General features: G+C 69.3%; 22 protein-coding genes and 1 tRNA gene. 17 read left to right on the top strand and 6 right to left on the bottom strand.

The window, feature by feature from the left end:
* Nucleotides 1-6: 6 nt before the first annotated feature.
* From ABZ880_RS05600 to ABZ880_RS05560, 9 genes are all read left to right on the top strand, one after another.
* Nucleotides 7-1,953 (top strand): biotin carboxylase N-terminal domain-containing protein, encoded by a 1,947-nt coding sequence (locus tag ABZ880_RS05600; RefSeq protein WP_361257335.1) that lies wholly within the window; start codon nt 7-9, stop codon nt 1,951-1,953.
* The gene (locus tag ABZ880_RS05595; RefSeq protein WP_361257332.1) at nt 1,950-2,882 is read left to right on the top strand and encodes a hydroxymethylglutaryl-CoA lyase; all 933 of its coding nucleotides are present in this window, start codon (nt 1,950-1,952) and stop codon (nt 2,880-2,882) included. Before ABZ880_RS05600 ends, ABZ880_RS05595 begins: the two co-directional genes overlap by 4 nt.
* Nucleotides 2,883-2,890: 8 nt before the next feature.
* A complete protein-coding gene (locus ABZ880_RS05590) occupies nt 2,891-4,051 on the top strand; it encodes an acyl-CoA dehydrogenase family protein (protein ID WP_361257329.1) in 1,161 nt (386 codons plus the stop codon).
* 159 nt (nt 4,052-4,210) lie between these two features.
* Nucleotides 4,211-5,263: an ABC transporter substrate-binding protein gene (locus ABZ880_RS05585; protein ID WP_361257326.1), complete on the top strand. Its 1,053-nt coding sequence runs from the start codon at nt 4,211-4,213 to the stop codon at nt 5,261-5,263.
* A gap of 1 nt (nt 5,264) precedes the next feature.
* Nucleotides 5,265-6,098: a siderophore-interacting protein gene (locus ABZ880_RS05580; RefSeq protein WP_361257323.1), complete on the top strand. Its 834-nt coding sequence runs from the start codon at nt 5,265-5,267 to the stop codon at nt 6,096-6,098.
* 121 nt (nt 6,099-6,219) lie between these two features.
* Nucleotides 6,220-7,662, top strand: coding sequence for a lysine decarboxylase DesA (gene desA / locus ABZ880_RS05575; protein WP_361257321.1), 1,443 nt, complete (start codon nt 6,220-6,222; stop codon nt 7,660-7,662).
* Nucleotides 7,646-8,923, top strand: coding sequence for a SidA/IucD/PvdA family monooxygenase (locus ABZ880_RS05570; protein WP_361257318.1), 1,278 nt, complete (start codon nt 7,646-7,648; stop codon nt 8,921-8,923). Before desA ends, ABZ880_RS05570 begins: the two co-directional genes overlap by 17 nt.
* Nucleotides 8,920-9,450: a GNAT family N-acetyltransferase gene (locus ABZ880_RS05565; RefSeq protein ID WP_361257315.1), complete on the top strand. Its 531-nt coding sequence runs from the start codon at nt 8,920-8,922 to the stop codon at nt 9,448-9,450. The genes ABZ880_RS05570 and ABZ880_RS05565 overlap by 4 nt, the downstream gene beginning before the upstream one ends.
* Nucleotides 9,447-11,216, top strand: coding sequence for an IucA/IucC family siderophore biosynthesis protein (locus tag ABZ880_RS05560; RefSeq protein ID WP_361257312.1), 1,770 nt, complete (start codon nt 9,447-9,449; stop codon nt 11,214-11,216). The genes ABZ880_RS05565 and ABZ880_RS05560 overlap by 4 nt, the downstream gene beginning before the upstream one ends.
* 59 nt (nt 11,217-11,275) lie before the next feature.
* Here the strand turns inward: ABZ880_RS05560 and ABZ880_RS05555 are convergent, their stop codons facing one another.
* Nucleotides 11,276-12,874 carry a beta-N-acetylhexosaminidase gene (locus tag ABZ880_RS05555; RefSeq protein WP_361257309.1) on the bottom strand — a complete coding sequence of 533 codons (1,599 nt, stop codon included), beginning with the start codon at nt 12,872-12,874 and terminating at the stop codon, nt 11,276-11,278.
* Nucleotides 12,875-12,946: 72 nt separating this feature from the next.
* On the opposite strand from ABZ880_RS05555, the gene ABZ880_RS05550 reads away from it, so the two are divergent.
* Complete coding sequence (locus ABZ880_RS05550) at nt 12,947-13,837, top strand: DUF4429 domain-containing protein (RefSeq protein ID WP_361257306.1); 891 nt, start codon at nt 12,947-12,949, stop codon at nt 13,835-13,837.
* A gap of 42 nt (nt 13,838-13,879) precedes the next feature.
* Here the strand turns inward: ABZ880_RS05550 and ABZ880_RS05545 are convergent, their stop codons facing one another.
* The gene (locus ABZ880_RS05545) at nt 13,880-15,445 is read right to left on the bottom strand and encodes a metallophosphoesterase family protein (protein WP_361257303.1); all 1,566 of its coding nucleotides are present in this window, start codon (nt 15,443-15,445) and stop codon (nt 13,880-13,882) included.
* 186 nt (nt 15,446-15,631) lie between these two features.
* Between ABZ880_RS05545 and ABZ880_RS05540 the strand changes: the two genes are divergently transcribed.
* Nucleotides 15,632-15,889 (top strand): hypothetical protein, encoded by a 258-nt coding sequence (locus ABZ880_RS05540; protein ID WP_361257300.1) that lies wholly within the window; start codon nt 15,632-15,634, stop codon nt 15,887-15,889.
* Between the two features lie 12 nt (nt 15,890-15,901).
* Nucleotides 15,902-17,719, top strand: coding sequence for a glutamine--fructose-6-phosphate transaminase (isomerizing) (glmS, locus tag ABZ880_RS05535; protein ID WP_361257298.1), 1,818 nt, complete (start codon nt 15,902-15,904; stop codon nt 17,717-17,719).
* Nucleotides 17,720-17,805: 86 nt separating this feature from the next.
* Here glmS and ABZ880_RS05530 read toward each other — a convergent pair whose 3' ends face one another.
* Together ABZ880_RS05530 and ABZ880_RS05525 are read right to left on the bottom strand one after the other, a co-directional pair.
* The gene (locus ABZ880_RS05530) at nt 17,806-18,372 is read right to left on the bottom strand and encodes a GPR1/FUN34/YaaH family transporter (RefSeq protein WP_361257295.1); all 567 of its coding nucleotides are present in this window, start codon (nt 18,370-18,372) and stop codon (nt 17,806-17,808) included.
* Nucleotides 18,373-18,522: 150 nt separating this feature from the next.
* Nucleotides 18,523-19,050, bottom strand: a complete 528-nt coding sequence (locus ABZ880_RS05525; RefSeq protein WP_361257292.1) for a universal stress protein — start codon at nt 19,048-19,050, stop codon at nt 18,523-18,525.
* A 310-nt stretch (nt 19,051-19,360) separates the two neighbouring features.
* Here ABZ880_RS05525 and ABZ880_RS05520 point away from each other — a divergent pair, with 310 nt between their 5' ends.
* The 5 genes from ABZ880_RS05520 to ABZ880_RS05500 all read left to right on the top strand — a co-directional run bounded on the left by ABZ880_RS05520 (nt 19,361) and on the right by ABZ880_RS05500 (nt 22,751).
* Nucleotides 19,361-19,693, top strand: coding sequence for a hypothetical protein (locus ABZ880_RS05520; RefSeq protein ID WP_361257290.1), 333 nt, complete (start codon nt 19,361-19,363; stop codon nt 19,691-19,693).
* 377 nt (nt 19,694-20,070) lie between these two features.
* On the top strand, nt 20,071-21,306 hold the full coding sequence (locus ABZ880_RS05515; RefSeq protein WP_361257287.1) for a helix-turn-helix domain-containing protein: 1,236 nt from the start codon (nt 20,071-20,073) through the stop codon (nt 21,304-21,306).
* Nucleotides 21,307-21,405: 99 nt separating this feature from the next.
* Complete coding sequence (gene orn, locus ABZ880_RS05510) at nt 21,406-22,008, top strand: oligoribonuclease (RefSeq protein ID WP_361257284.1); 603 nt, start codon at nt 21,406-21,408, stop codon at nt 22,006-22,008.
* A 104-nt stretch (nt 22,009-22,112) separates the two neighbouring features.
* Nucleotides 22,113-22,185: transfer RNA gene (locus ABZ880_RS05505), tRNA-His, on the top strand.
* Nucleotides 22,186-22,250: 65 nt separating this feature from the next.
* Nucleotides 22,251-22,751, top strand: coding sequence for a GNAT family N-acetyltransferase (locus ABZ880_RS05500; protein WP_361257281.1), 501 nt, complete (start codon nt 22,251-22,253; stop codon nt 22,749-22,751).
* Here the strand turns inward: ABZ880_RS05500 and ABZ880_RS05495 are convergent.
* Nucleotides 22,740-23,531 (bottom strand): serine/threonine protein kinase, encoded by a 792-nt coding sequence (locus ABZ880_RS05495; protein ID WP_361257279.1) that lies wholly within the window; start codon nt 23,529-23,531, stop codon nt 22,740-22,742. The genes ABZ880_RS05500 and ABZ880_RS05495 overlap by 12 nt on opposite strands.
* Nucleotides 23,503-23,811 carry a hypothetical protein gene (locus tag ABZ880_RS05490; RefSeq protein ID WP_361257277.1) on the bottom strand — a complete coding sequence of 103 codons (309 nt, stop codon included), beginning with the start codon at nt 23,809-23,811 and terminating at the stop codon, nt 23,503-23,505. The genes ABZ880_RS05495 and ABZ880_RS05490 overlap by 29 nt, the downstream gene beginning before the upstream one ends.
* Nucleotides 23,812-23,814 lie beyond the last annotated feature (3 nt).

Raw genomic sequence — 23,814 nt, 5'->3', positions numbered from 1 at the left:
GGACCCATGTTCGACACAGTGCTCGTGGCCAACCGGGGCGAGATCGCCGTCCGCGTGATCCGTACGCTCCGCTCGCTGGGCGTGCGCTCGGTGGCCGTCTTCTCCGACGCGGACGCCGACGCACGGCACGTCCGGGAGGCCGACACGGCGGTACGGATCGGTCCGGCGCCGGCGGCCGAGAGCTATCTGTCCGTGGAGCGCCTGCTGGCGGCGGCAGCGCGCACGGGTGCGCAGGCCGTGCACCCCGGATACGGCTTCCTCGCGGAGAACGCCGCCTTCGCGCGCGCGTGCGCCGAGGCGGGGCTCGTGTTCATCGGGCCGTCCGCGGAGGCCATCTCGCTGATGGGCGACAAGATCCGGGCGAAGGAGACGGTGAAGGCGGCCGGGGTGCCGGTCGTCCCCGGCGGGCGTGACCCCGAACTGGCCGATGCGGCCCGTGAGTTGGGTGCGCCCGTGCTGCTCAAGCCGTCGGCCGGCGGTGGCGGCAAGGGCATGCGGCTGGTCCGGGACCTGGCCGTGCTGGACGACGAGATCGCCGCCGCCCGCCGCGAGGCCCGCGCCTCCTTCGGCGACGACACGCTCCTCGTCGAGCGGTGGGTCGACCGGCCCCGGCACATCGAGATCCAGGTCCTGGCCGACGGCCACGGGAACGTGGTGCACCTGGGCGAGCGCGAGTGCTCCCTGCAGCGCCGGCACCAGAAGATCATCGAGGAGGCGCCCAGCGTGCTCCTCGACGAGGAGACCCGGGCCGCGATGGGCGAGGCGGCGGTGCAGGCCGCCCGCTCGTGCGGGTATCGGGGCGCGGGCACGGTGGAGTTCATCGTCCCCGGCGGCGACCCGTCGTCGTACTACTTCATGGAGATGAACACCCGCCTCCAGGTCGAGCACCCGGTGACCGAGCTGATCACTGGGCTGGACCTGGTGGAGTGGCAGCTGCGGGTGGCGGCGGGCGAGCAACTGCCGTTCAAGCAGGACGACGTCACGCTCACCGGTCATGCCGTCGAAGCCCGCATCTGCGCCGAGACTGTGTCCATCAAAGAGGGGGCCCGCGGATTCCTCCCCTCCGGCGGCACCGTCCTCAAGCTGAGCGAGCCACAGGGCGACGGCATCCGCACCGACTCCGGGCTCAGCGAGGGCACGGAGGTCGGCTCGCTGTACGACCCGATGCTGTCCAAGGTGATCGCGTACGGGCCGGACCGTGAGACGGCCCTGCGGAAGCTGCGGGCCGCGCTGGCGGAGACGGTGACGCTGGGCGTGCCGACCAACGCCGGGTTCCTGCGGCGGCTGCTGGCCCATCCGGCGGTCGTGGCGGGCGAGTTGGACACAGGGCTGGTGGAGCGGGAGGTCGACTCGCTGGTGTCGGCCGACGTCCCGGAGGAGGTGTACGAGGCGGCTGCGGCCGTACGGCTGGAGGCGCTGCGGCCTCGGGACGAGGGCTGGACCGATCCCTTCTCGGTGCCGAGCGGCTGGCGGCTGGGCGGCGCGCCCAAGTCCGTTGGGTTCCCCCTGAAAGTGCCGGGACGCGAACCCGTCACGCATGAGACGCACGGCACGCACGCCGTCACCGACGACACCGTCTCCGTCACCCTCGACGGTGTCCGCCACACCTTCCACCGCGCCGCCGACTGGATCGGCCGCGACGGCGACGCCTGGCACGTGCGCGACCACGATCCGGTCGCCGCGTCCCTCACAGGCGCGGGGCATGCGGGCGCCGACTCGCTCACCGCGCCGATGCCCGGCACGGTCACGGTGGTGAAGGTCGCCGTAGGGGACCAAGTCGCCGTGGGACAGAGCCTGTTGGTGGTCGAGGCGATGAAAATGGAGCACGTCATCTCCGCGCCGCACGCCGGCACGGTCGCCGAGTTGGACGTCACCCCCGGCACGACGGTCGCCATGGACCAGGTGCTCGCGGTCATCACCCCGGTGGAGAACTCGGCGGAGGAGGAGAAATGACGCTCCCCATGGCCGTACCGGCCCAGGGCCTGCCCGCGCGGGTGCGCATCCACGAGGTCGGCGCCCGTGACGGCCTGCAGAACGAGAAGTCGACGGTGCCGACGGAGGTGAAGGCGGAGTTCGTCCGCCGCCTGGCCGACGCGGGGCTGACGACGATCGAGGCGACGAGCTTCGTGCACCCGAAGTGGGTGCCCCAACTGGCCGACGCGGAGCAGCTGTTCCCGCAGATCTCCGGCCTCCCGGCCGCCCTCCCGGTGCTCGTGCCGAACGAACGCGGCCTCGACCGGGCACTCGCGCTCGGAGCCACCCGCGTCGCCGTCTTCGCGAGCGCCACCGAGTCCTTCGCGAAGGCCAACCTCAACCGCACGGTGGACGAGGCGCTCGCGATGTTCGAGCCGGTGGTGGCCCGTGCCAAGTCCCGGCAGGTCCATGTCCGGGGCTATCTCTCCATGTGCTTCGGCGACCCCTGGGAGGGCGCGGTCCCCCTCCACCAGGTCGTCCGCGTCTGCAGGGCGCTGATGGACATGGGCTGCGACGAGCTGAGCCTCGGCGACACCATCGGCGTCGCGACCCCGGGACATGTGCTCGAACTGCTCTCCCTGCTCAACGAGGAGGGCGTACGGACCGACGTCATCGGCGTGCACTTCCACGACACCTACGGCCAGGCCCTCGCCAACACCCTGGCCGCGCTCCAGCACGGCGTCACCACCGTCGACGCCTCCGCGGGCGGCCTCGGCGGCTGCCCGTTCGCCAGGTCCGCCACCGGCAACCTCGCCACCGAAGACCTCGTGTGGATGCTTCAGGGTCTCGGCGTCGACACCGGAGTCGACCTCGGCCGCCTCGTCGCCACAAGCGTGTGGATGGCCGACCAACTGGGCCGACCCAGCCCGTCCCGCACCGTCCGAGCCCTCTCCCACCAGGAGCAGTGATCACAGCCATGGACTACCGACTCTCCCCCGAGCTGGAGGAACTCCGGCGCACCGTCGAGGAGTTCGCGCACGACGTCGTGGCGCCCAAGATCGGCGAGTTCTACGAGCACCACGAGTTCCCGTACGAGATCGTCCGCGAGATGGGCCGCATGGGCCTGTTCGGACTGCCGTTCCCGGAGGAGTACGGCGGCATGGGCGGCGACTACCTGGCGCTGGGCGTGGCCCTCGAGGAACTGGCCCGCGTGGACTCGTCGGTCGCCATCACGCTCGAGGCGGGTGTCTCCCTGGGCGCGATGCCGATCCACCTCTTCGGCACCGAGGCGCAGAAGCAGGAGTGGCTCCCCCGCCTCTGCTCCGGCGAGATCCTGGGCGCCTTCGGCCTGACCGAGCCGGACGGCGGCAGCGACGCCGGAGCCACGCGTACGACGGCCCGCCTCGACGAGTCGACGGACGAGTGGGTGATCAACGGCACCAAGTGCTTCATCACCAACTCGGGCACGGACATCACGGGGTTGGTGACGGTGACCGCGGTCACCGGCCGCAAGCCGGACGGCAGGCCGCTGATCTCGTCGATCATCGTCCCGTCCGGCACCCCGGGGTTCACGGTCGCGGCGCCGTACTCGAAGGTCGGCTGGAACGCCTCGGACACGCGTGAGCTGTCCTTCTCCGACGTCCGCGTCCCGGCGGCGAACCTGCTGGGCGAACAGGGCCGCGGCTACGCCCAGTTCCTGCGCATCCTCGACGAGGGCCGCATCGCGATCGCGGCGCTGGCCACGGGCCTCGCGCAGGGCTGTGTGGACGAGTCGGTGAAGTACGCGAAGGAGCGGCACGCCTTCGGCCGGCCGATCGGCGCCAACCAGGCCATCCAGTTCAAGATCGCCGACATGGAGATGAAGGCCCACACGGCCCGTCTGGCCTGGCGGGACGCGGCCGCCCGGCTGGTGTCGGGCGCCCCCTTCAAGAAGGAGGCGGCCCTTGCCAAGCTGCACTCCTCCACGATCGCCGTCGACAACGCCCGCGACGCCACCCAGATCCACGGCGGCTACGGCTTCATGAACGAGTACCCGGTGGCCCGCATGTGGCGCGACTCCAAGATCCTGGAGATCGGCGAGGGCACGAGCGAGGTCCAACGGATGCTGATTGCACGGGAGTTGGGACTGGTGGGCTGACACAGGGGCCGTAGCGACGCAGCTCACACACTGCCGCACAGGCTTGCCACAGGTTCGGGCCCGGAGCGCCCCGCCCCCTGGACAAGGACTGAGGTTAGGCTAACCTACCTTTGAACTTGTCCGGCGGGCGCTCCGCCCCGTTCGAAAGCGGCCACACCCATGCCCAATGCCCGTGCCACCCACCTCACCCGCCGCGGCATCCTCGCCGCGGGCGGCGCCCTCGGCCTCGGGGCCGCGCTCGCGGCCTGCGGTGACGACGACGCGAAAAGCGGGGGCTCGGGCAGCGACGACACGGCTGCCGCCAAGTCCGGCCCCTGGTCCTTCAAGGACGACCGCGGCGAGACCGCGAAGGCCGACAAGGTCCCCTCGCACATCGTCGCGTTCGTCGGCGTCGCCGCGGCGCTGTACGACTACGGCATCCAGGCCAAGGGCGTCTTCGGTCCGACGAAGACCAAGGACGGCAAGGCCGACGTCCAGGCCGGCGACATGGACATCAGCAAGGTCACGATCCTCGGCAACGAGTGGGGCCAGTTCAACATCGAGAAGTACGCGGCCCTCGCGCCCGACGCACTGATCTCCACGATGTTCGACGACGCCGGCACGCTCTGGTACGTCCCGGAGGAGTCGAAGAAGAAGATCCTCGCCGTCGGCGCCCCGAGCGTCGGGATCTCCGTCTACGACCGCCAGCTGACCGAACCGCTGCAGCGCATGCTGGCGCTCGCCAAGTCCCTTGGCGCGGACACCACTTCGAGCAAGGTGACCGAGGCGAAGAAGGCCTTCGAGGACGCCGCGGCCCGGCTGCGCGCGGCCACCAAGGCCAAGCCGAACATCAAGGTGCTGGCCGGCTCCGCGAGCCAGGACCTGTTCTACGTCTCCGGCTCCAACCTCTCCATCGACCTCGAGTACTTCAAGGCGCTCGGCGTGAACTTCGTCGAGCCGTCGGAGAAGGCCAAGGCGAAGGGCGGCGGCTGGTACGAGTCGCTGAGCTGGGAGAACGTCGACAAGTACGACGCGGACATCATCATGATGGACAACCGCACGTCGGCGATCCAGCCCGCGGACATCACCGAGGCGACCTGGAAGAAGCTCCCGGCGGTGAAGGCGGGCCAGGTCATCGCCCGCAACCCCGAGCCGATCCTGTCCTACGACAAGTGCACCCCGCTGCTCACCAGCCTTGCCGAGGCGATCGAGAAGGCGAAGAAGGTCAGCTGACATGACTACGGCCGTAGCCGCCCCGTTCCGTTTCTTCTCTCTCCAGGTCGTACGGACGAGGCGGCTCGGCCCGTCCCTGGTCCGGGTCTCCTTCACCGGAGAGGACCTGCGCCACTTCTTCTCCGACGGGCGCGACCAGTCGCTGTCGTTGTTCGTCCCGCACCCGGGCCAGCCGGAGCCCGTCGTACCGATCGAGCTCGGCGACGGCTGGTGGCAGGCCTGGCGCGAACTGCCCGACGACGTACGGGCGGTGATGCGGTCGTACACCCTGCGGGCCCTGCGGCGCGAGCCCGACGAGATCGACATCGACTTCGTGCTGCACACCCCGGCAGGGCCCGCCTCCGCGTGGGCCGCCCGGGCCGGCGCCGGTGACCGGGTACTCCTCCTCGGGCCTGCGATCGCCGACAACCGGGCGATCCGCTTCCGGCCGCCCGAGGACACCGATCTCGTGCTCCTCTGGGGCGACGAGACCGCCCTCCCCGCCGTCTCGGCGATCCTCGAGTCGCTGCCGTCGGGCACCCGTGCCCGGGTCTGGCTGGAGGTGCACGACGCCGGGGACATCCAGGACCTGGCGACCGAGGCCGACGCCGAGATCACCTGGCTGGTGCAGGACCCGGACCGCGTCGAGGGGTCCCCCATGGCCCTCGACGCCCTGCGCGAGGCCCAACTCCCGCCCGCCGAGCGGCCGTACGTCTGGATCGCGGGCGAGTCCGGGTCCGTGAAGGCGCTGCGGCGGCACCTCGTCGGCGAGCGCGGGATCGACCGGCGGCGGGTCACCTTCGTCGGCTACTGGCGCCAGGGAATGACCGAAGAACAGCTGCGCACCGCCGAATAGTCACCACCGGGACCGGAGTGATCACGGTCACGGTCGATGCTGCCCTGATCCAGCATTACTTAGGTTAGCCTTACCTAAGTTGCCACCCTCAAGTTGCAGCCCCCACCGGAGGACACCCCACATGCGCTCGCACCTGCTCAATGACACGACCGCGGAGCAGTACCGCCGCTCCGTGACCGAAGGCGTCGAGCGGGTGGCCGCCAAACTCGCCGCCACCAAGCGTCCGTTCACCGGCGTCACGGTCGACGCCCTCGCTCCCCGCATCGAGCAGATCGACCTCGACACCCCGCTGTTCGACACCGCGGCCGTGCTCGACGAGCTGGAGGAGGTCTACCTTCGCGACGCGGTCTACTTCCACCACCCGCGCTATCTCGCCCACCTCAACTGCCCGGTCGTCATCCCTGCGGTGCTCGGCGAGGCCGTCCTCTCCGCCGTCAACTCCTCCCTCGACACCTGGGACCAGTCGGCCGGCGGCACCCTGATCGAGCGCAAGCTCATCGACTGGACGACGGCCCGCATCGGCCTGGGCCCGGCCGCCGACGGCGTGTTCACCTCGGGCGGCACCCAGTCCAACCTGCAGGCGCTGCTGCTGGCCCGCGAGGAGTCGAAGACCGACAGCCTCGCCAAACTGCGCATCTTCGCCTCCGAGGTCAGCCACTTCAGCGTGAAGAAGTCGGCGAAACTGCTGGGCCTGGGCCAGGACTCGGTGGTCTCCATACCCGTCGACCACGACAAGCGGATGCAGACCGTCGCCCTCGCCCGCGAGCTGGAGCGCTGCAAGAAGGACGGCCTGGTCCCGATGGCCGTCGTCGCCACCGCCGGCACCACCGACTTCGGCTCCATCGACCCGCTGCCCGAGATCGCCGAGCTCTGCGGCCAGTACGACACCTGGATGCACGTGGACGCGGCCTACGGCTGCGGGCTGCTCGCCTCGCTGAAGTACCGCGGCCGCATCGACGGCATCGAGCGCGCCGACTCGGTCACCGTCGACTACCACAAGTCCTTCTTCCAGCCGGTGAGTTCGTCCGCCGTGCTGGTCCGGGACGCCGCCACCCTGCGCCACGCGACCTACCACGCCGAGTACCTGAACCCGCGCCGGATGGTGACCGAGCGCATCCCCAACCAGGTCGACAAGTCCCTGCAGACCACCCGTCGCTTCGACGCCCTCAAGCTGTGGATGACGCTGCGGGTGATGGGCGCCGACGGCATCGGCGAGCTCTTCGACGAGGTCTGCGACCTGGCGGCGGAGGGCTGGCGGCTGCTCGCGGCCGACCCCCGCTTCGACGTGGTCGTACAGCCCACGCTCTCCACCCTGGTCTTCCGCTACATACCGGCCGCCGTCACCGACCCGGCCGAGATCGACCGCGCCAACCTGTACGCCCGCAAGGCCCTGTTCGCCTCCGGCGACGCGGTGGTCGCGGGCACCAAGGTGGGCGGCCGCCACTACCTGAAGTTCACCCTGCTCAACCCCGAGACGACGACCGAAGACATCGCCGCCGTCCTCGACCTGATAGCCGGCCACGCCGAGCAGTACCTGGGAGAGTCCCTTGACCGCGCGTCCTGAACACCCGACCAAGACCCATGACTTCGTGGGGATCGGGCTCGGTCCCTTCAACCTCGGGCTCGCCTGTCTGACCGAGCCGATCGACGAACTCGACGGCGTCTTCCTGGAATCGAAGCCGGACTTCGAGTGGCACGCGGGCATGTTCCTGGACGGCGCCCACCTCCAGACCCCGTTCATGTCGGACCTGGTGACGCTGGCCGACCCGACGTCCCCGTACTCCTTCCTCAACTACCTCAAGGAGTCCGGCCGTCTGTACTCGTTCTACATCCGCGAGAACTTCTACCCGCTGCGGGTCGAGTACGACGACTACTGCCGCTGGGCCGCGAACAAGCTGAGCAGCGTCCGCTTCAACACGACGGTCACCGAGGTCAGTTACGAGGACGGGCACTACCTCGTCCGCACCGAGGCCGGCGGCACCTACCGCGCCCGGCACCTCGTCCTCGGCACCGGCACCTCACCGCACTACCCGGAGGCCGTGCGCGGCCTGGACGGCGACTTCTTCCACAACTCCCGCTACATGCAGCACAAGGCGGAGCTGCAGCAGAAGGAGTCGATCACGATCGTCGGCTCCGGGCAGTCCGCCGCCGAGATCTACCACGACCTCCTCAGCGAGATCGACGTCCACGGCTACCGCCTGAACTGGGTGACGCGCTCCCCGCGCTTCTTCCCGCTCGAATACACCAAGCTCACGCTGGAGATGACCTCCCCGGAGTACATCGACTACTACCGCGAGCTCCCGGAAGCCACCCGCTACCGGCTCACGCAACAGCAGAAGGGCCTGTTCAAGGGCATCGACGGCGACCTCATCAACGAGATCTTCGACCTGCTCTACCAGAAGAACCTCGGCGGCCCCGTGCCCACCCGCCTGCTCACCAACTCCGCGCTGACCGGCGCGCGTTACGAAAACGGCGCGTACACCCTCTCCTTCCGCCAGGAGGAGCAGGAGAAGGACTACGAGCTCGACACGCAGGGCCTGGTCCTGGCGACCGGCTACAAGTACGCCGAGCCGGAGTTCCTGGCGCCGGTCAAGGAGCGGCTGCGCTACGACTCCCAGGGCAACTTCGACGTCGCCCGCAACTACTCGATCGACACCACGGGCCGGGGCGTCTTCCTGCAGAACGCCGGCGTGCACACCCACAGCATCACCAGCCCCGACCTGGGCATGGGCGCGTACCGCAACAGCTACATCATCCGTGAGCTGCTCGGCACCGAGTACTACCCGGTCGAGAAGACCATCGCGTTCCAGGAGTTCGCCGTATGACCTTCACCTTCCGCCCGCTGGACCCGCTGAAGGACGCCGAACTCCTCCATGCCTGGGTCACCCATCCCAAGGCCGCCTTCTGGATGATGCAGGACGCCACCCTGGTGGACGTCGAGCGCGCCTACATGGACATCGCGGCCGACGAGCACCACCACGCGCTGCTCGGCCTGCAGAACGGTGACCCGGCCTTCCTGATGGAGAAGTACGACCCCGCGCACCGCGAACTGGTCGGCCTGTACGAGCCGTTGCCCGGTGACGTCGGTATGCACTTCCTCACCCCGGCGACCGACACGCCCGTCCACGGCTTCACCAAGGCCGTCATCACCGCCGTCATGGCCCACCTCTTCGAGGACCCGGCCGTCGACCGTGTCGTCGTCGAACCGGACGTCTCCAACAAGGCCGTCCACGCCCTGAACGAAGCCGTCGGGTTCGTCGCCGAGCGCGAGATCCAGAAGCCGGAGAAGAAAGCGTTGCTGAGCTTCTGCACCCGGGAGCAGTTCTTGGCGGCAACGGGGGTGTCCGCATGACGCTCGCCGACGCCGTGGCCCACCTCTCCCCCGAACGCTGGGAGAAGGCCAACCGCCTCCTGATCCGCAAGGCCCTCGCCGAGTTCGCGCACGAGCGGCTGATCACGCCGGAGGAGCAGGGCGAGGGTTACGTCGTCCGCAGCGACGACGGCCTCACCCGCTACCGCTTCACCGCCACCCGCCGCGCCCTCGACCACTGGCAGGTCGACGCCGACTCGATCACCCGCCACCGGGACGGGACCGAACTCCCCCTCGCCGCCCTGGACTTCTTCATCGAGCTGAAGGACACCCTCGGCCTGAGCGACGAGATCCTCCCCGTCTACCTGGAGGAGATCTCCTCCACTCTCTCCGGCACCTGCTACAAGCTCACCAAGCCGCAGATACCGGTCGCCGAGCTCGTCAAAAGCGGCTTCCAGGCCATCGAGACCGGCATGACCGAGGGCCACCCCTGCTTCGTCGCCAACAACGGGCGGCTCGGCTTCGGCATCCACGAGTACCTCTCGTACGCCCCCGAGACCGCGAGCCCGGTCCGCCTGGTCTGGCTGGCCGCGCACCGCGACAGGGCGGCGTTCACCGCGGGCGTCGGGATCGAGTACGAGTCCTTCGTACGGGACGAGTTGGGCGAGCGGACCGTCGAGCGGTTCTACGGCATCCTGCGCGACCGCGGCCTGGACCCCGCCGACCACCTCCTCATCCCCGTCCACCCCTGGCAGTGGTGGAACAAGCTCACCGTCACCTTCGCCGCCGAGGTCGCCCGCGGCCACCTCGTGTGCCTGGGCGAGGGCGAGGACGAGTACCTGGCCCAGCAGTCCATCCGGACCTTCTTCAACAGCTCGCACCCCGAGAAGCACTACGTGAAGACGGCCCTGTCCGTCCTCAACATGGGCTTCATGCGCGGACTTTCGGCCGCCTACATGGAGGCGACCCCGGCGATCAACGACTGGCTGGCCCAACTCGTCGAGGGCGACCCGGTGTTGAAGTCCACGGGCCTGTCGATCATCCGTGAGCGGGCGGCCGTCGGCTACCGGCACCTGGAGTACGAGAAGGCGACGGACCGCTACTCGCCGTACCGCAAGATGCTCGCGGCGCTGTGGCGCGAGAGCCCGGTGTCCGCCCTCCGGGACGGCGAGTCGCTCGCGACCATGGCCTCCCTCGTCCACGTCGACCACGAGGGCGCGTCCTTCGCGGGCGCACTGATCGAGCAGTCGGGCCTCCCGCCCACGGAGTGGCTGCGGCACTACCTGCGGGCCTACTACACCCCGCTGCTGCACAGCTTCTACGCCTACGACCTGGTGTACATGCCGCATGGCGAGAACGTGATCCTCGCCCTGAAGGACGGCATCGTCCAGCGCGCGATCTACAAGGACATCGCCGAGGAGATCGCCGTCATGGACCCGGACGCGGTGCTGCCGCCGACGGTCGAGCGGCTGCGCGTCGAGGTCCCCGAGGACAAGAAGCTCCTGTCGATCTTCACGGACGTCTTCGACTGCTTCTTCCGCTTCCTCGCGGCGAACCTCGCCACCGAAGGGATCCTGGAGGAGGACGACTTCTGGCGGACGGTCGCGGACGTCACCCGTGAGTACCAGGCCTCGGTGCCCGAACTCGCCGACAAATTCCGGCAGTACGACATGTTCGCGCCCGAGTTCGCGCTGTCCTGCCTCAACCGGCTCCAGCTGCGCAACAACAAGCAGATGGTCGACCTGGCGGACCCGTCGGGCGCCCTCCAGCTGATCGGAACCCTGAGAAATCCCGTCGCGGGGTTCTGATCGAGCGGACGGGCACCCCGGAGTACGGTCCTCCGGGGTGCCCGTTCAGCATGTTCGGCCTACTTCGCCGGCCACGGAACCTGCGGCGACCGGTAGTACTTGATCCCCAGCGCGTCCCACCGCGGCCCCTGCGCCGCGAGCCGCACCTTGTAGGCGTCCCAGTCGTGCGTGGAAGCAGGCGACCAGCCCAGCTCGGCCGCACCGGCCAGCCTCGGGAAGATCATGTAGTCGATGTCCGCGTTCGTCACGATGGTCTCGGTCCACAGCGGCGCCTCGACACCCTTGATCGCCGAACTCGGCGCCCCGGCAAGGTAGTTGCCCGGATCCCAGTCGTACGACCGCTTCACCTCCACCAGGCCCGCCCAGTCCTGGCCGAGCGGGGTGTCCTCGGTGTACTTCATGTCGAGGTAGATCCGGTCGGCGGGCGAGAGGATCAGCCCGGTCCCGTTCTGTGCTGCCTTCGCGACCTGCGCCTTCTCCGCCGCGTCGGTGTCGTCCAGACCCCAGTACTGGGCAAGGGCCCCCTTGGCCGGGTGCGCGCCGGTCAGCTGGTGCCAGGCGATCACCGTCTTGCCGTACTTGGCGACGATCGGCTGTACCCGGTCCATGAACTTCACGTAGTCCTCGTGGCTGGTGGAGTGCGCCTCGTCGCCGCCGATGTGCAGGTAGCGGCCCGGCGTGATCGCCGCCAGCTCGCGGATGACGTCGTCCACGAAGGCGTACGTGAGGTCCTTGCCGACGCACAGCGAGCTGAAGCCGACGTCGGTGCCCGTGTACAGCGGGGGTGCCACGCCGTCGCAGTTCAGGTCGGCGTAGGAGGCGAGGGCCGCGTTGGTGTGGCCCGGCATGTCGATCTCGGGGACGACCTCGAGGTAGCGGGAGGCCGCGTACCGGACGATCTCCTTGTAGTCGGCCTTGGTGTAGTAGCCGCCGGGACCGCCGTCCACCTGGGTCGAGCCGCCGTAGGTCGCAAGACGCGGCCAGGAGTCGATGGCTATGCGCCAGCCCTGGTCGTCGCTGAGGTGCAGATGCAGCTTGTTGACCTTGTAGAGGGCCAACTCGTCGATATAGCGCTTGACTTGGGCCACGGTGAAGAAGTGGCGGGAGACGTCGAGCATCGCACCGCGGTAGGCGTAGCGCGGGCTGTCCTTGATCGTGCCGCCCGCGACCAGCCACGGCCCCGGCTGCACGGAGTCCTTCTCCACGGCCGCCGGGAGCAGCTGGCGCAGGGTCTGCACGCCGTGGAAGAGGCCGGCGGGCTCGGCGGCGGTGATGGTGACGCCGCCGCGGCCACTGTCGAGGCGGTAGCCCTCGGCGCCGAACGGGCCCTTGGCCAGCCGGAGTCGGACGCCTCCGCCGTCCTGCGTGGTGAGGGGCAGACGGTAGCCGGTGGACGGGCGCAGGATGTCCGCGAGGTACTCGCCGACCCGGCGCACCTCGTGCGAGCCGTCGACGCGGATGGCCGTGTCGCGGGTGATGCGGTACGGGGATCCGCCCGGCGTGACCGACGTGGGTGCCGGAACCACCCGGTCGAGCGGGGTCGCCGTGGCCTTCGGAGCCGGTGCCGCACCGGCCGTGAAGGCGCCGGCCGCCGCCACGAGCAGCAGGCATCCGAGGACGCGGGCCAGGCGCGGAGTCGTTCTGTGGTGCCGTCTCACGTGCGCTCCCTTCAACCGGGACCAGAATTGGTAGAGACCACTCTGCCGTAGAACCGGTGAAACAATCGCCCCATGGCGGAAATCATCCAGAAGGACGGCACGTGGACCTTCGACGGCGACGCCCTGCGACTGACTCCAGGACGGGACAGAAACGTCAGCCTCCTGCGCCGGACCCTGGGTGAACTCGTCGTCCCGCTGGGCGCGTTGGCGGGAGTCTCGTTCGAGCAGGGCAAGAAGTCCGGGCGGCTGAGGCTGCGGCTGCGCGACGGCGCCGACCCGCTGCTGCACGCCTCCGGCGGCCGCCTCACCGAGCCCAACGACCCCTACCAGCTGCTCGTCGAGTCCGACCGCTACGGCGTCGCCGAGTACTTCGTGGACGAGGTCCGCAATGCCCTGCTGCTGGACGAGGTCGCCTCCGACCCGGTGAACGAATACCTGCTCCCGGGCCCGCCCGTCCCGCTCTCCGTCTCCGCCGGCGACGGCACCGCGAGCTTCGACGGCGAGCACATCCGCCTGGAGTGGAACTGGAAGACGGAGGACGCCAAGGCCGCCGCCGGCACCCGCACCCTCGCCGTCACCGACCTGATCGGCGTCGAGTGGCAGCCCGCGGTCGGCCTGGAGAACGGGCATCTGCGCTTCGCCGTACGCAACGCGCCCACCAAGGCGCCGCCCAAGTACGACCCCAACTCCGTCGAGTTGTGGGGCTTCAAGAAGGACCCGCTGATGGCCCTGGTCGCCGCGGCCGTGCAGGCGCGGCTGCCGCATCCGTCGACGCCGGCCCTGACGGACGTGGAACCGGCGAAGCCGCAGATCCCCCAGCAGTCCGGCCCCGCCGACCGGCGCGAGGACGAGCACGACGCACTGCTGCGGCGGCTGCGCGAGCTCGGCGAGCTGCACCGCACGGGAGTGCTGACGGACGAGGAGTTCCACATGGCCAAACAGGCGATCCTCAAGCGCATGTGAGGACCGCCTGTCGTACGTACACCCTGCCTTCGGGGTGTGCGCCTACTTGGCCTTGCGCGCCACCGTGAAGTGGTCGATCCGGTCACCGGTCTCGGCGATGCCCTGGACCTTCAGCTTGGCGTAGCGGCCCTTCGAGGCGGGCTCTACGTCCACGCGCAGGAACGAGTAGTTGAGGTAGCGCACCCGGGACCAGGCGACGGTCTCGTTGACCTTGCCGTCCTTGGTGTTGATGAACGAGGCGACGGTGTCACGCTCGTTGAGGTGGCCCTCGTAGGAGTCCGGCGCGGTGAACGCGTACAGGCTGCGGCCCGCCGCACCCGCCGTCACATAGACGACACCCTCGGTCTCGGAGTACGCGGTCTCGCCGATCGGCAGCTTCTTGACGACCGTGTTGCCCTTGATGACGTCGGTGCGCTCGTACTGGTGGTTGTGGCCGTTGATGACCAGGTCCACCGTGTACTTCTCGAACAGCGGCACCCACTCCTGTCGCACGCCCCCCTCCGAGGCGTGCGCCGTGGAGGTGCAGTAGGCGCAGTGGTGGAAGAACACGATGATGAAGTCGATGTCCTTGTCCGCCCGGTACTTCTTCAGCTGCGACTCGAACCACTTGGTCTGCGTGCCGCCGGAGATGCCGAGGTTGGCCGGGATCTCGAAGGAGACGTCGTTCGGGTCCAGCGAGATGATCGCCGTGTTGCCGTAGACGAAGGAGTACACGCCCGGCAGGTTCGCCTTGTCCGGCCCGTTGTCGGGCAGCGTGAAGCGGGCCTCCTCGCCGCCGTAACCGTTCGGCGAGTACCAGGCCTCCATGTCGTGGTTGCCGTAACTGACCATCCACGGCACGGACTTGGCGACCGACTCGGTCTGGGCGAGGAACTGGTCCCACACCCGCGAGTCGAAGCCGGTGTCGGCCGTCTTGCCCGCGCCCGCGGGGTCGGCGTACGCGATGTCGCCGGCGTGCAGGTGGAAGGCCGGGTTCTGGCCGAGCAGCAGGCTGTCGTTGGCCAGACCGTGGTAGCTGACGCCCTGGTCGCCGAAGGCCGTGAAGGTGAACGGCGCCTTGTGCGCGGGGGCGGTGGTGAAGGTGCCCAGGGTGCCGAGCAGGTGCGGCTCCGCCGGGTCGAAGCCCTGGTGGCCGACGCCGTAGTAGTACGTCTTGCCGGGACGCAGGTGGGTGAGCTTGGCGTGCAGGTAGTACTGCGTGTGGTCGGCGCTCGCGCCGACGCCCGCCGGGGTGTAGAGGCTGCGGACCTCGGCGTCGATCTTGCGGGAGAGGTCCCAGGGGTGGGCGCCGATGCGGATGAAGGGCTTCTTCACCGCGACCGGGACCTGCCAGGAGACGGTGATCTCGGTGCGCGGGTCGTTGCCCCACGCGAGGTGGCGGCCGAAGGGGGCGACGAGCGAGCCGTCGACCGTCTCCGTTGCGGGGGCGGTGCTCTGCGTCGGAACCGCGGCCTGGGCGACCGCACCCGGCACGAACGCGCCACCGGCGACGGCGCCGATCGTCACGGCACCGCCTCTCATCAGGTTGCGCCGCGAGAATCTCGCGCGCAGGTACTCGTGCTGCTCGGCCATGCTCATGCGCTCGGCCAGCTGCTCCGGTACTCCCATACGAGGAATGTCCATGACGCCTGAAACTCGTCGCCACAGACGACGAACCACAAGACGAAGGATGGACAGAGTGCGAACAGAGCCTCATAAGCGATTCAACAGAGGTCAATAAGATCCCCAACAGCGCCCTGCCCGATATCGGGCAGATTTCTTGCGAAACGACTGCCGGTACCTCAGGATCTACGGGTGCACGACGAACTCGTTGATCATCTGACGCGGTCCACGCCTCTGAGCCGGGGCGAGGCGCTGCGGGTGATCCAGGACGTGCTCGCCTACTTCGACGAGACGACCGTGGAGTACGTCCGTCGCCGCCACCGCGAGCTGCAGGCCCAGGGCCTGGTTAACGTGGAGATCTTCGAACGGATCGAGGCGGACCTGAAATACCGGGCGGTCGCGCCGCCGGAGCTTACGCTCAGGCAGCTGCGCCGCATCGTCTACGGCTAGGAAGACTTGTATATGTGCGGAATCGTCGGATACATCGGGAAGCGTGACGTGGCTCCCCTCCTGCTGGAGGGCCTGCAGCGCCTCGAATACCGCGGCTACGACTCGGCGGGAATCGTGGTCACGTCTCCCAAGACGGCGGGCCTGAAGATGGTCAAGGCCAAGGGCCGTGTGCGCGACCTGGAGGCCAAGGTCCCGGCCCGTTTCAAGGGCACGACCGGCATCGCCCACACCCGCTGGGCCACCCACGGCGCCCCGTCCGACGTGAACGCCCATCCGCACCTGGACGCCGAGGGCAAGGTCGCCGTCGTCCACAACGGCATCATCGACAACGCCTCCGACCTGCGCCGCAAGCTGGAGGCGGACGGCGTCGAGTTCCTCTCCGAGACCGACACCGAGGTCCTCACCCATCTGATCGCCCGCTCCCAGGCCGAGAAGCTGGAGGACAAGGTCCGCGAGACCCTGCGGGTCATCGAGGGCACGTACGGCATCGCGGTGATGCACGCCGACTTCCCGGACCGGATCGTGGTGGCACGAAACGGCTCCCCGGTGGTCCTCGGTGTCGGCGAGAAGGAGATGTTCGTCGCCTCGGACATCGCCGCGCTGGTCGCCCACACGCGGCAGATAGTGACTCTCGACGACGGCGAGATGGCCACCCTCAAGGCCGACGACTTCCGGACGTACACCACCGAGGGCACCCGTACGACGTCCGAGCCGACCACCGTGGAGTGGGAGGCGGCGTCGTACGACATGGGCGGCCACGACACGTACATGCACAAGGAGGTCCACGAGCAGGCCGACGCCGTGGACCGCGTGCTGCGCGGCCGTATCGACGACCGCTTCTCCACCGTGCACCTCGGTGGCCTCAACCTGGACGCCCGCGAGGCGCGCCAGATCCGCCGCGTGAAGATCCTGGGCTGCGGCACCTCGTACCACGCGGGCATGATCGGCGCCCAGATGATCGAGGAGCTGGCCCGCATCCCCGCGGACGCCGAGCCGGCCTCGGAGTTCCGCTACCGCAACGCGGTGGTCGACCCGGACACCCTGTACGTGGCGGTCTCCCAGTCGGGTGAGACCTACGACGTCCTCGCTGCCGTCCAGGAGCTGAAGCGCAAGGGCGCGCGGGTCTTCGGCATCGTGAACGTGGTCGGCTCGGCGATCGCCCGCGAGGCGGACGCCGGCATCTACGTCCACGCGGGCCCCGAGGTCTGCGTGGTCTCCACGAAGTGCTTCACGAACACCACGGTCGCCTTCGCCCTGCTCGCCCTGCACCTGGGCCGCACCCGTGACCTCTCGGTCCGCGACGGCAAGCGGATCATCGAGGGCCTGCGGAAGCTGCCGGCGCAGATCACCGAGATCCTGGACCAGGAGGAGGAGATCAAGAAGCTGGCCGAGCAGTACGCCGACGCCCGCTCGATGCTCTTCATCGGCCGGGTCCGAGGCTACCCGGTGGCCCGCGAGGCCTCCCTGAAGCTGAAGGAGGTCTCCTACATCCACGCGGAGGCCTACCCGGCTTCCGAGCTGAAGCACGGCCCCCTGGCCCTCATCGAGCCGGCCCTCCCCACGGTCGCGATCGTCCCCGACGACGACCTCCTGGAGAAGAACCGCGCGGCGATGGAGGAGATCAAGGCCCGCAGCGGCCGCATCCTGGCCGTGGCCCACCAGCACCAGGAAAAGGCGGACCAGACGATCGTGGTCCCCAAGAACGAGGACGAGCTGGACCCCATCCTGATGGGCATCCCCCTCCAACTCCTCGCTTACCACACGGCTTTGGCCCTGGGCAGGGACATCGACAAGCCCCGGAACCTCGCAAAGTCCGTGACGGTGGAATGACGGAAGGGACCCCCACGCGTCGCCACCAGACACGTGGGGGTCCATTCATCGCCGGGGCCGCCCAATACCCCGGCGGCGGCTGCCCTTTAGCCGGTGGCCGTCACCCCCCGGCCGGCAGCGCGTCGAGGAAGAACCGTCGGCCAGTGCGCGAGTGCCGCGGTCGCCGCGTACCAGGCCACCGCCCCGGCCGCCACGGCGAACCAGCCGCCGGCCTTCGCCAGGGAGTCGCTGGTCGCGAACTGCCCGATCGCGAGCAGCACGAGGGAGACGAAGAACAACCCGTAGGTCCCCTGCGTGAGTTGGTCCCCGCCCGCGAGGGTCAGGGAGAGCGTCACGAGGGCGAACAGCAGCAGGAACAGCCCCGCCGCATTGGCGGACGCGGTCGCCCCGGCCGTCACGGCCCAGGTGAACCACAGGGCGCCGAGCACCGAGTAGGCCGTACCTGTCACGGTGTCACGGTCACGGAAGGCGAAGAGACCGGCGACGAACAGCGCAACGCCGCCTACGTAGTGGGCCAGTGATACGGCGTCAGCGGCCGACACGCCGTCGATCACGTCGGTGTGTCCGAGTCCGAACGCCAACAGGGTGACACCCAGGGCGAGTCGGCCGACCACGGTAGTGGTTCCGCTTCCCGCAGAGACGTCGTTGTCCACGGCGGGCTCCCTTCATGCATGTGCAGTTGTGCGGTGACCGATATATGCCCTTCACAAGGGCACAAACACCTCTACGCACGAGTAGATTTGCACGCTGCACAAAGGAAGTTGACCGTTCCCCCGGCACATCTCACCAGGGAGAACGAGGAGTTACGGAATGACAACGACGGGCCGCTTGGCGCGCTTGGCGAGCCGCCCGGCGACCGACCCGAAGATACGTCCCACGATCCCGTGCGTGGAACCCACGACGATCGCATCCGCTTCGTACTCCCGCCCGACCTCTTCGAGTTCGTGGCAGATGTCGCCGCCGCGCTCGACGAGGATCCAGGGCACCTCGGCCAGATACTCCGCACAGGCGAGCTCGAGCCCCAGCACCTCGGTGCGGTGGTCCGGCACGTCGACGAAGACCGGTGGCTCGCAGCCCGCCCACACCGTGGTGGGCAGCCGGTTGGCCACATGGACGATGATCAGGCCCGAGCCAGATCGATGAGCCATGCCGATCGCATAGGCGAGGGCGCGCTCACTGGACGTGGAGCCGTCGAAGCCGACTACTACGCCGTGCTTGAAAGCGGGATCGCAGGAATGGCGTGGCTCTTCCGCCGCCTGGGGCTCGGCCGCCGTAGGGTCGGCGACGGGCCGCTTGCGGTCCGCGGGTTCGAAGAATTCGTGACCGGCCATGGCTGTCTCGGCGTTTTGATCCTTTATGGGAGGGACAACAGTGTGCAGCGGAGCTGTGTCCGGGAATCATCTTCCCAACCCCATACCCCCAAGGGTACGGCGGCACGCCTCCTTAGCCCAGATCCCGCCCACGGTGCGTGGGGGTTCCAGGGAGCATGCACGAGGGGGCGCCCGTAACGCAATGGTTGCTGCGCTGTACAGGCGGTTTGCACAGGATTCACTTACCGGCGGCCGGGGAGGGGGGGCTCCCACAGTGACCGACCGCTCGAACAGGCGTTGAACTCCGTGACCCACGCCCCAGGGAGCCCGCATGTCCGGACCGCACCCCAACCCCGAGACTCCCCGTACGACCACCCCGCCCCAGGACGCCGCGACCGATGTCGTCCGATGGGCGGCCTTCAGCTGCGTCCTGGTCCCCGTGGTCCTCCTCTGGTACGGAACCTCCCTCGCCGGCGCCACCGGCACGGCCCTCGGTCTCGCCGCCGTCACCGCCGTCTGCCGCCTCCTGCTGCGCCAGTCCGAACGCGGCGCGGCCGGCCCGCCCGCCGAGGGTCATGCACCGCGCCGGGGGCGTCGTCACAGAAGTGGCACGGGCGCTCACAGAGGCGGACGTCACACTGGGGGAAATACACCGGTCGCCTGACCGGTTTCCGCGCACGCGCCCGGCGCTTTTCAGCCAACTTCCGGACACCGTGCATCCCTTGCCCCGACCACCCCCCAACCCCCGTTCGACCTGCACGGAAAGGGGTGCGGAGGGTCGGCGTACCCTACGGGGATTGGCCACTGCGACGAGGCGCACTTCCCTGCACGGCCCACGAGTGCAACGCTTCGTGATCGAATGCTTCACGCCAAGTTGCCATGTCGACAATGTGCCGGTTGCCGAACTGGTCACTCCGGCACCACGCGACACAGTAGATTCGATCTTGACGTCTTACGGCGGGGGACTCGTGCAGGACCGAGGGGAAACGTGCAGGAGCGACACAACCGAGGAGCCGCGACCACCGAGGGGGGCTTAGCAGTATGAGCCACGACTCCACTGCCGCGCCGGAAGCCGCGGCCCGGAAGCTTTCCGGGCGACGCCGCAAGGAGATCGTCGCGGTGCTGCTGTTCAGCGGCGGCCCCATCTTCGAGAGTTCCATACCGCTGTCGGTGTTCGGAATCGACCGCCAGGACGCCGGCGTGCCGCGCTACCGACTGCTGGTGTGCGGCGGCGAGGAAGGCCCGCTGCGGACCACAGGGGGCCTGGAACTCACCGCGCCACATGGCCTGGAAGCGATCTCGCGCGCGGGCACGGTCGTCGTGCCCGCCTGGCGCTCGATCACTTCCCCGCCGCCGGAGGAGGCACTCGACGCTCTGCGCCGGGCGCACGAGGAAGGCGCCCGCATAGTCGGGCTGTGCACCGGCGCCTTCGTACTGGCGGCGGCGGGCCTGCTGGACGGCCGGCCCGCGACCACCCACTGGATGTACGCGCCGACGCTGGCCAAGCGCTACCCGTCGGTGCACGTGGATCCGAGAGAACTGTTCGTGGACGACGGAGACGTACTGACGTCCGCCGGTACGGCGGCCGGAATCGATCTCTGCCTCCACATCGTGCGCACGGACCACGGCAACGAGGCGGCGGGCGCACTGGCCCGGCGTCTGGTCGTGCCGCCGCGCCGTTCTGGCGGCCAGGAGCGCTACCTCGACAGGTCTTTACCGGAGGAGATCGGCGCCGACCCGCTCGCGGAGGTCGTCGCCTGGGCGCTGGAGCACCTGCACGAGCAGTTCGACGTCGAGACGCTGGCGGCGCGCGCGTACATGAGCCGCCGCACCTTCGACCGCCGCTTCCGCTCGCTGACGGGCAGCGCCCCGCTGCAGTGGCTGATCACGCAACGCGTCCTCCAGGCCCAGCGTCTCCTCGAGACGTCGGACTACTCGGTCGACGAGGTCGCGGGCCGCTGCGGCTTCCGCTCGCCGGTGGCCCTGCGCGGTCACTTCCGCCGTCAGCTGGGGTCGTCCCCGGCCGCCTACCGCGCCGCGTACCGCGCCCGTCGTCCACAGAGCGACAAGCCGGCCGACGTGGACGGCACGGGCGGCCCGCCGGGACCTCCGCCGGTGCTGCATCCGGAGGGCCCGGTGCCGCTGCAGAGCCGCCGGGCTGCGGCGAGCGCGGTGGGCTCGGGCGCGTCGCTGTCGACCGCGGCGGCGACGGAGAACGGCCGTGAGGCGTACGTGACAAGCCGGGCAAGCCTGCCGAGCCAGCGCAGCGGCACGTGAGCCGGTGACGGTATCTGCCCAGGGGGCGCGGGCCCCCTGGGCGAGGCCGGCTGCAACACCGGTCACCCCAAAAGGCGAAGCCAGCTTTAGGGTGGTCGCATGAACGATCGCATGGTGTGGATCGACTGCGAGATGACCGGCCTCTCGCTGTCCGACGACGCTCTCATCGAGGTGGCCGCCCTCGTCACCGACTCCGAGCTGAACATCCTCGGTGAAGGTGTCGACATCGTCATCCGTCCGCCGGACCGGGCGCTGGAGACGATGCCGGAGGTGGTCCGGCAGATGCACACCAACTCCGGGCTGCTGGAGGAGCTCGCCGGCGGCACCACCCTCACGGATGCCGAGGAACAGGTCCTCGCGTACGTACGGGAACACGTCAAGGAGCCCGGCAAGGCTCCGCTGTGCGGCAACTCGGTCGGCACCGACCGCGGCTTCCTGCTGAGGGACATGCCGACCCTCGAGGACTACCTCCACTACCGGATCGTCGACGTGTCGAGCGTCAAGGAGCTCGCCCGGCGCTGGTACCCGCGCGCCTACTTCAACAGCCCGGAGAAGAACGGCAACCACCGCGCCCTCGCCGACATCCGCGAGTCGATCGCGGAGCTGCGCTACTACCGTGAAGCGATCTTCGTCCCGCAGCCCGGCCCCGACTCCGACACCGCCAAGTCGATCGCCGCGAAACACGTCCTGCCTGCGCAGTAGCGGTCCGGAGGGGGTGCCGGAAAAGCCGTGCACGAGCACCCCTTCGGACCCTGTACACTTTTTCTCGGCCGGTCGGAGAACCACGAAGTGAACCGCCGGTCATGGTGGGTGTAGCTCAGCTGGTAGAGCACCTGGTTGTGGTCCAGGATGTCGCGGGTTCGAGTCCCGTCACTCACCCTGAGTAATCAGCCGGTGACCCTGAAGACAGGGTCACCGGCTGATTCGTTTCCCTGGAGGGTCTCGTGCACACCGACACCATCCGCACCCTGCGCCTCGATCTCCTCCCTCTCCGCGTCGAGCACGCCGACGAAATGGCGGCCGCGCTCTCCGACCCCGCGCTGCACGACTTCATCGGCGGCGGTCCCAGCTCTCCCGAAGAGCTGCGCGTCCGTTACGAGCGGCTCGTCGCCGGCTCCCCCGACCCCGCCGTCATCTGGTGCAACTGGGTGCTGAGGCTGCGCGCGGACCTCCGGCTCGTGGGGACCGTGCAGGCCACGATCACCGGGACGACCGCCGAGATCGCCTGGGTCGTCGGCACCCCCTGGCAGGGGCGGGGCTTCGCCTCCGAGGCGGCCTGCGCACTCGTCGCCCGGCTCGCGCAGCGGCCCGGCACGGATACGGTCGTCGCCCATATCCACCCCGACCACGCGGCGTCGGCTGCGGTCGCCCGGGCCGCCGGGCTGCAGCCGACGGACGAGGAGCACGACGGCGAGACGCGGTGGCTGCTCTCGCTAACGCCCTGACGTCGCCGCCCACCACGCCGCCGTCAACTCCCTCACTCCCGCGAACCGTTCGCCCGGATCCGCCCGCGTCCCCCGCTGCACCACCGCCAGCTGCGCCGCCGTACCCCGCCAGGCGCGTTCCTCGTTCCCGGCGTCCAGGAGGAGACGGGCGGCGCGGCAGAGGACGTAGACCGTCGTGCGGATGTCGATCACCGCGCCGCGGCGCCACTCCTCCGGGGCCATGAAGCGGCGGGAGCCGGGGAGGCGGTCCGTGGTCAGGACGAACGGGCCGGGGCGGTACTCGTCGAGGTCGATGAGGTGCAGGGCGTCGGCGTCGAAGTCATAGAGGAAGGCGCCGTCGTAGAGGTCGACGGCGACCCGGCCCGCGGACTCCACCGCCAGGTGGGCGTCGAGGATGCGGTCCAGGGCGCGGAGGACGCGCGGGACGGGCAGGGCGCGGAAGCGGGCGCGTGCGGCGAGGCCGTAGAGGAGTTCGCCCTGGCGCCAGGGCATCACCGCGGCCGTGCGGCCGCCGGCCCGGACGGTGATGCGGTGGAGCTGCGGGACGATCACCGGGTGCCGTACCGCCCGGTGGAAGGCCCAGGCGCGGTCGAGGGACTCCTGTGCGCGGTCGGTCACCGCCTCTTTGACGAACCAGCGGTCGCCGCCGGGGAGTTGGACTCCGTACGACACATTGCCCGAGTCCTGTTCGCGGAATGCGCGAAACACCTCGCCCACCGAGCGGAGGTACGGCTCGACGGCTGGGACCTCGTCAACGTCCAGCAGGGGATGGGGAGTCATGGGTGTCAGCATGCGCCGCGGGGCGGACGGAGGCAGCCGGTTTTCCGCGCAGGGGGACCTCCTGGACGAGGATCGCCGCGAGGAAGCCCGCCGCGCAGAGGACGGCCGCCGTGAGGAAGAGGTTCGTAGGGGCGGAGGCCGAGCCCATGTCGCGCAGGTCGACGCTGTTCTGGGCGATGGTGGTGGCCATCTGGAGAGCGAGGCCGAGGCCCACGTCGGTCAGGGCCATGTAGCAGCCGGTGAGGGTGCGGGAGGCGCCGGTGTCCGTACGTGGGCCCACTTC

Source organism: Streptomyces sp. NPDC047043, assembly GCF_040644055.1.
Taxonomy (GTDB): Bacteria; Actinomycetota; Actinomycetes; order Streptomycetales; family Streptomycetaceae; genus Streptomyces.
This window is presented reverse-complemented; position numbering and strand designations above follow the sequence as displayed.

Coding starts and splice junctions, on each gene's coding strand:
- ABZ880_RS05600 (WP_361257335.1), top strand. CDS start 7: ATGTTCGACACAGTGCTCGTGGCCAACCGGGGCGAGATCGCCGTCCGC.
- ABZ880_RS05595 (WP_361257332.1), top strand. CDS start 1,950: ATGACGCTCCCCATGGCCGTACCGGCCCAGGGCCTGCCCGCGCGGGTG.
- ABZ880_RS05590 (WP_361257329.1), top strand. CDS start 2,891: ATGGACTACCGACTCTCCCCCGAGCTGGAGGAACTCCGGCGCACCGTC.
- ABZ880_RS05585 (WP_361257326.1), top strand. CDS start 4,211: ATGCCCAATGCCCGTGCCACCCACCTCACCCGCCGCGGCATCCTCGCC.
- ABZ880_RS05580 (WP_361257323.1), top strand. CDS start 5,265: ATGACTACGGCCGTAGCCGCCCCGTTCCGTTTCTTCTCTCTCCAGGTC.
- desA (WP_361257321.1), top strand. CDS start 6,220: ATGCGCTCGCACCTGCTCAATGACACGACCGCGGAGCAGTACCGCCGC.
- ABZ880_RS05565 (WP_361257315.1), top strand. CDS start 8,920: ATGACCTTCACCTTCCGCCCGCTGGACCCGCTGAAGGACGCCGAACTC.
- ABZ880_RS05560 (WP_361257312.1), top strand. CDS start 9,447: ATGACGCTCGCCGACGCCGTGGCCCACCTCTCCCCCGAACGCTGGGAG.
- ABZ880_RS05550 (WP_361257306.1), top strand. CDS start 12,947: ATGGCGGAAATCATCCAGAAGGACGGCACGTGGACCTTCGACGGCGAC.
- ABZ880_RS05545 (WP_361257303.1), bottom strand. CDS start 15,445: ATGGGAGTACCGGAGCAGCTGGCCGAGCGCATGAGCATGGCCGAGCAG.
- glmS (WP_361257298.1), top strand. CDS start 15,902: ATGTGCGGAATCGTCGGATACATCGGGAAGCGTGACGTGGCTCCCCTC.
- ABZ880_RS05525 (WP_361257292.1), bottom strand. CDS start 19,050: ATGGCCGGTCACGAATTCTTCGAACCCGCGGACCGCAAGCGGCCCGTC.
- ABZ880_RS05520 (WP_361257290.1), top strand. CDS start 19,361: ATGTCCGGACCGCACCCCAACCCCGAGACTCCCCGTACGACCACCCCG.
- ABZ880_RS05515 (WP_361257287.1), top strand. CDS start 20,071: ATGAGCCACGACTCCACTGCCGCGCCGGAAGCCGCGGCCCGGAAGCTT.
- orn (WP_361257284.1), top strand. CDS start 21,406: ATGAACGATCGCATGGTGTGGATCGACTGCGAGATGACCGGCCTCTCG.
- ABZ880_RS05495 (WP_361257279.1), bottom strand. CDS start 23,531: ATGACTCCCCATCCCCTGCTGGACGTTGACGAGGTCCCAGCCGTCGAG.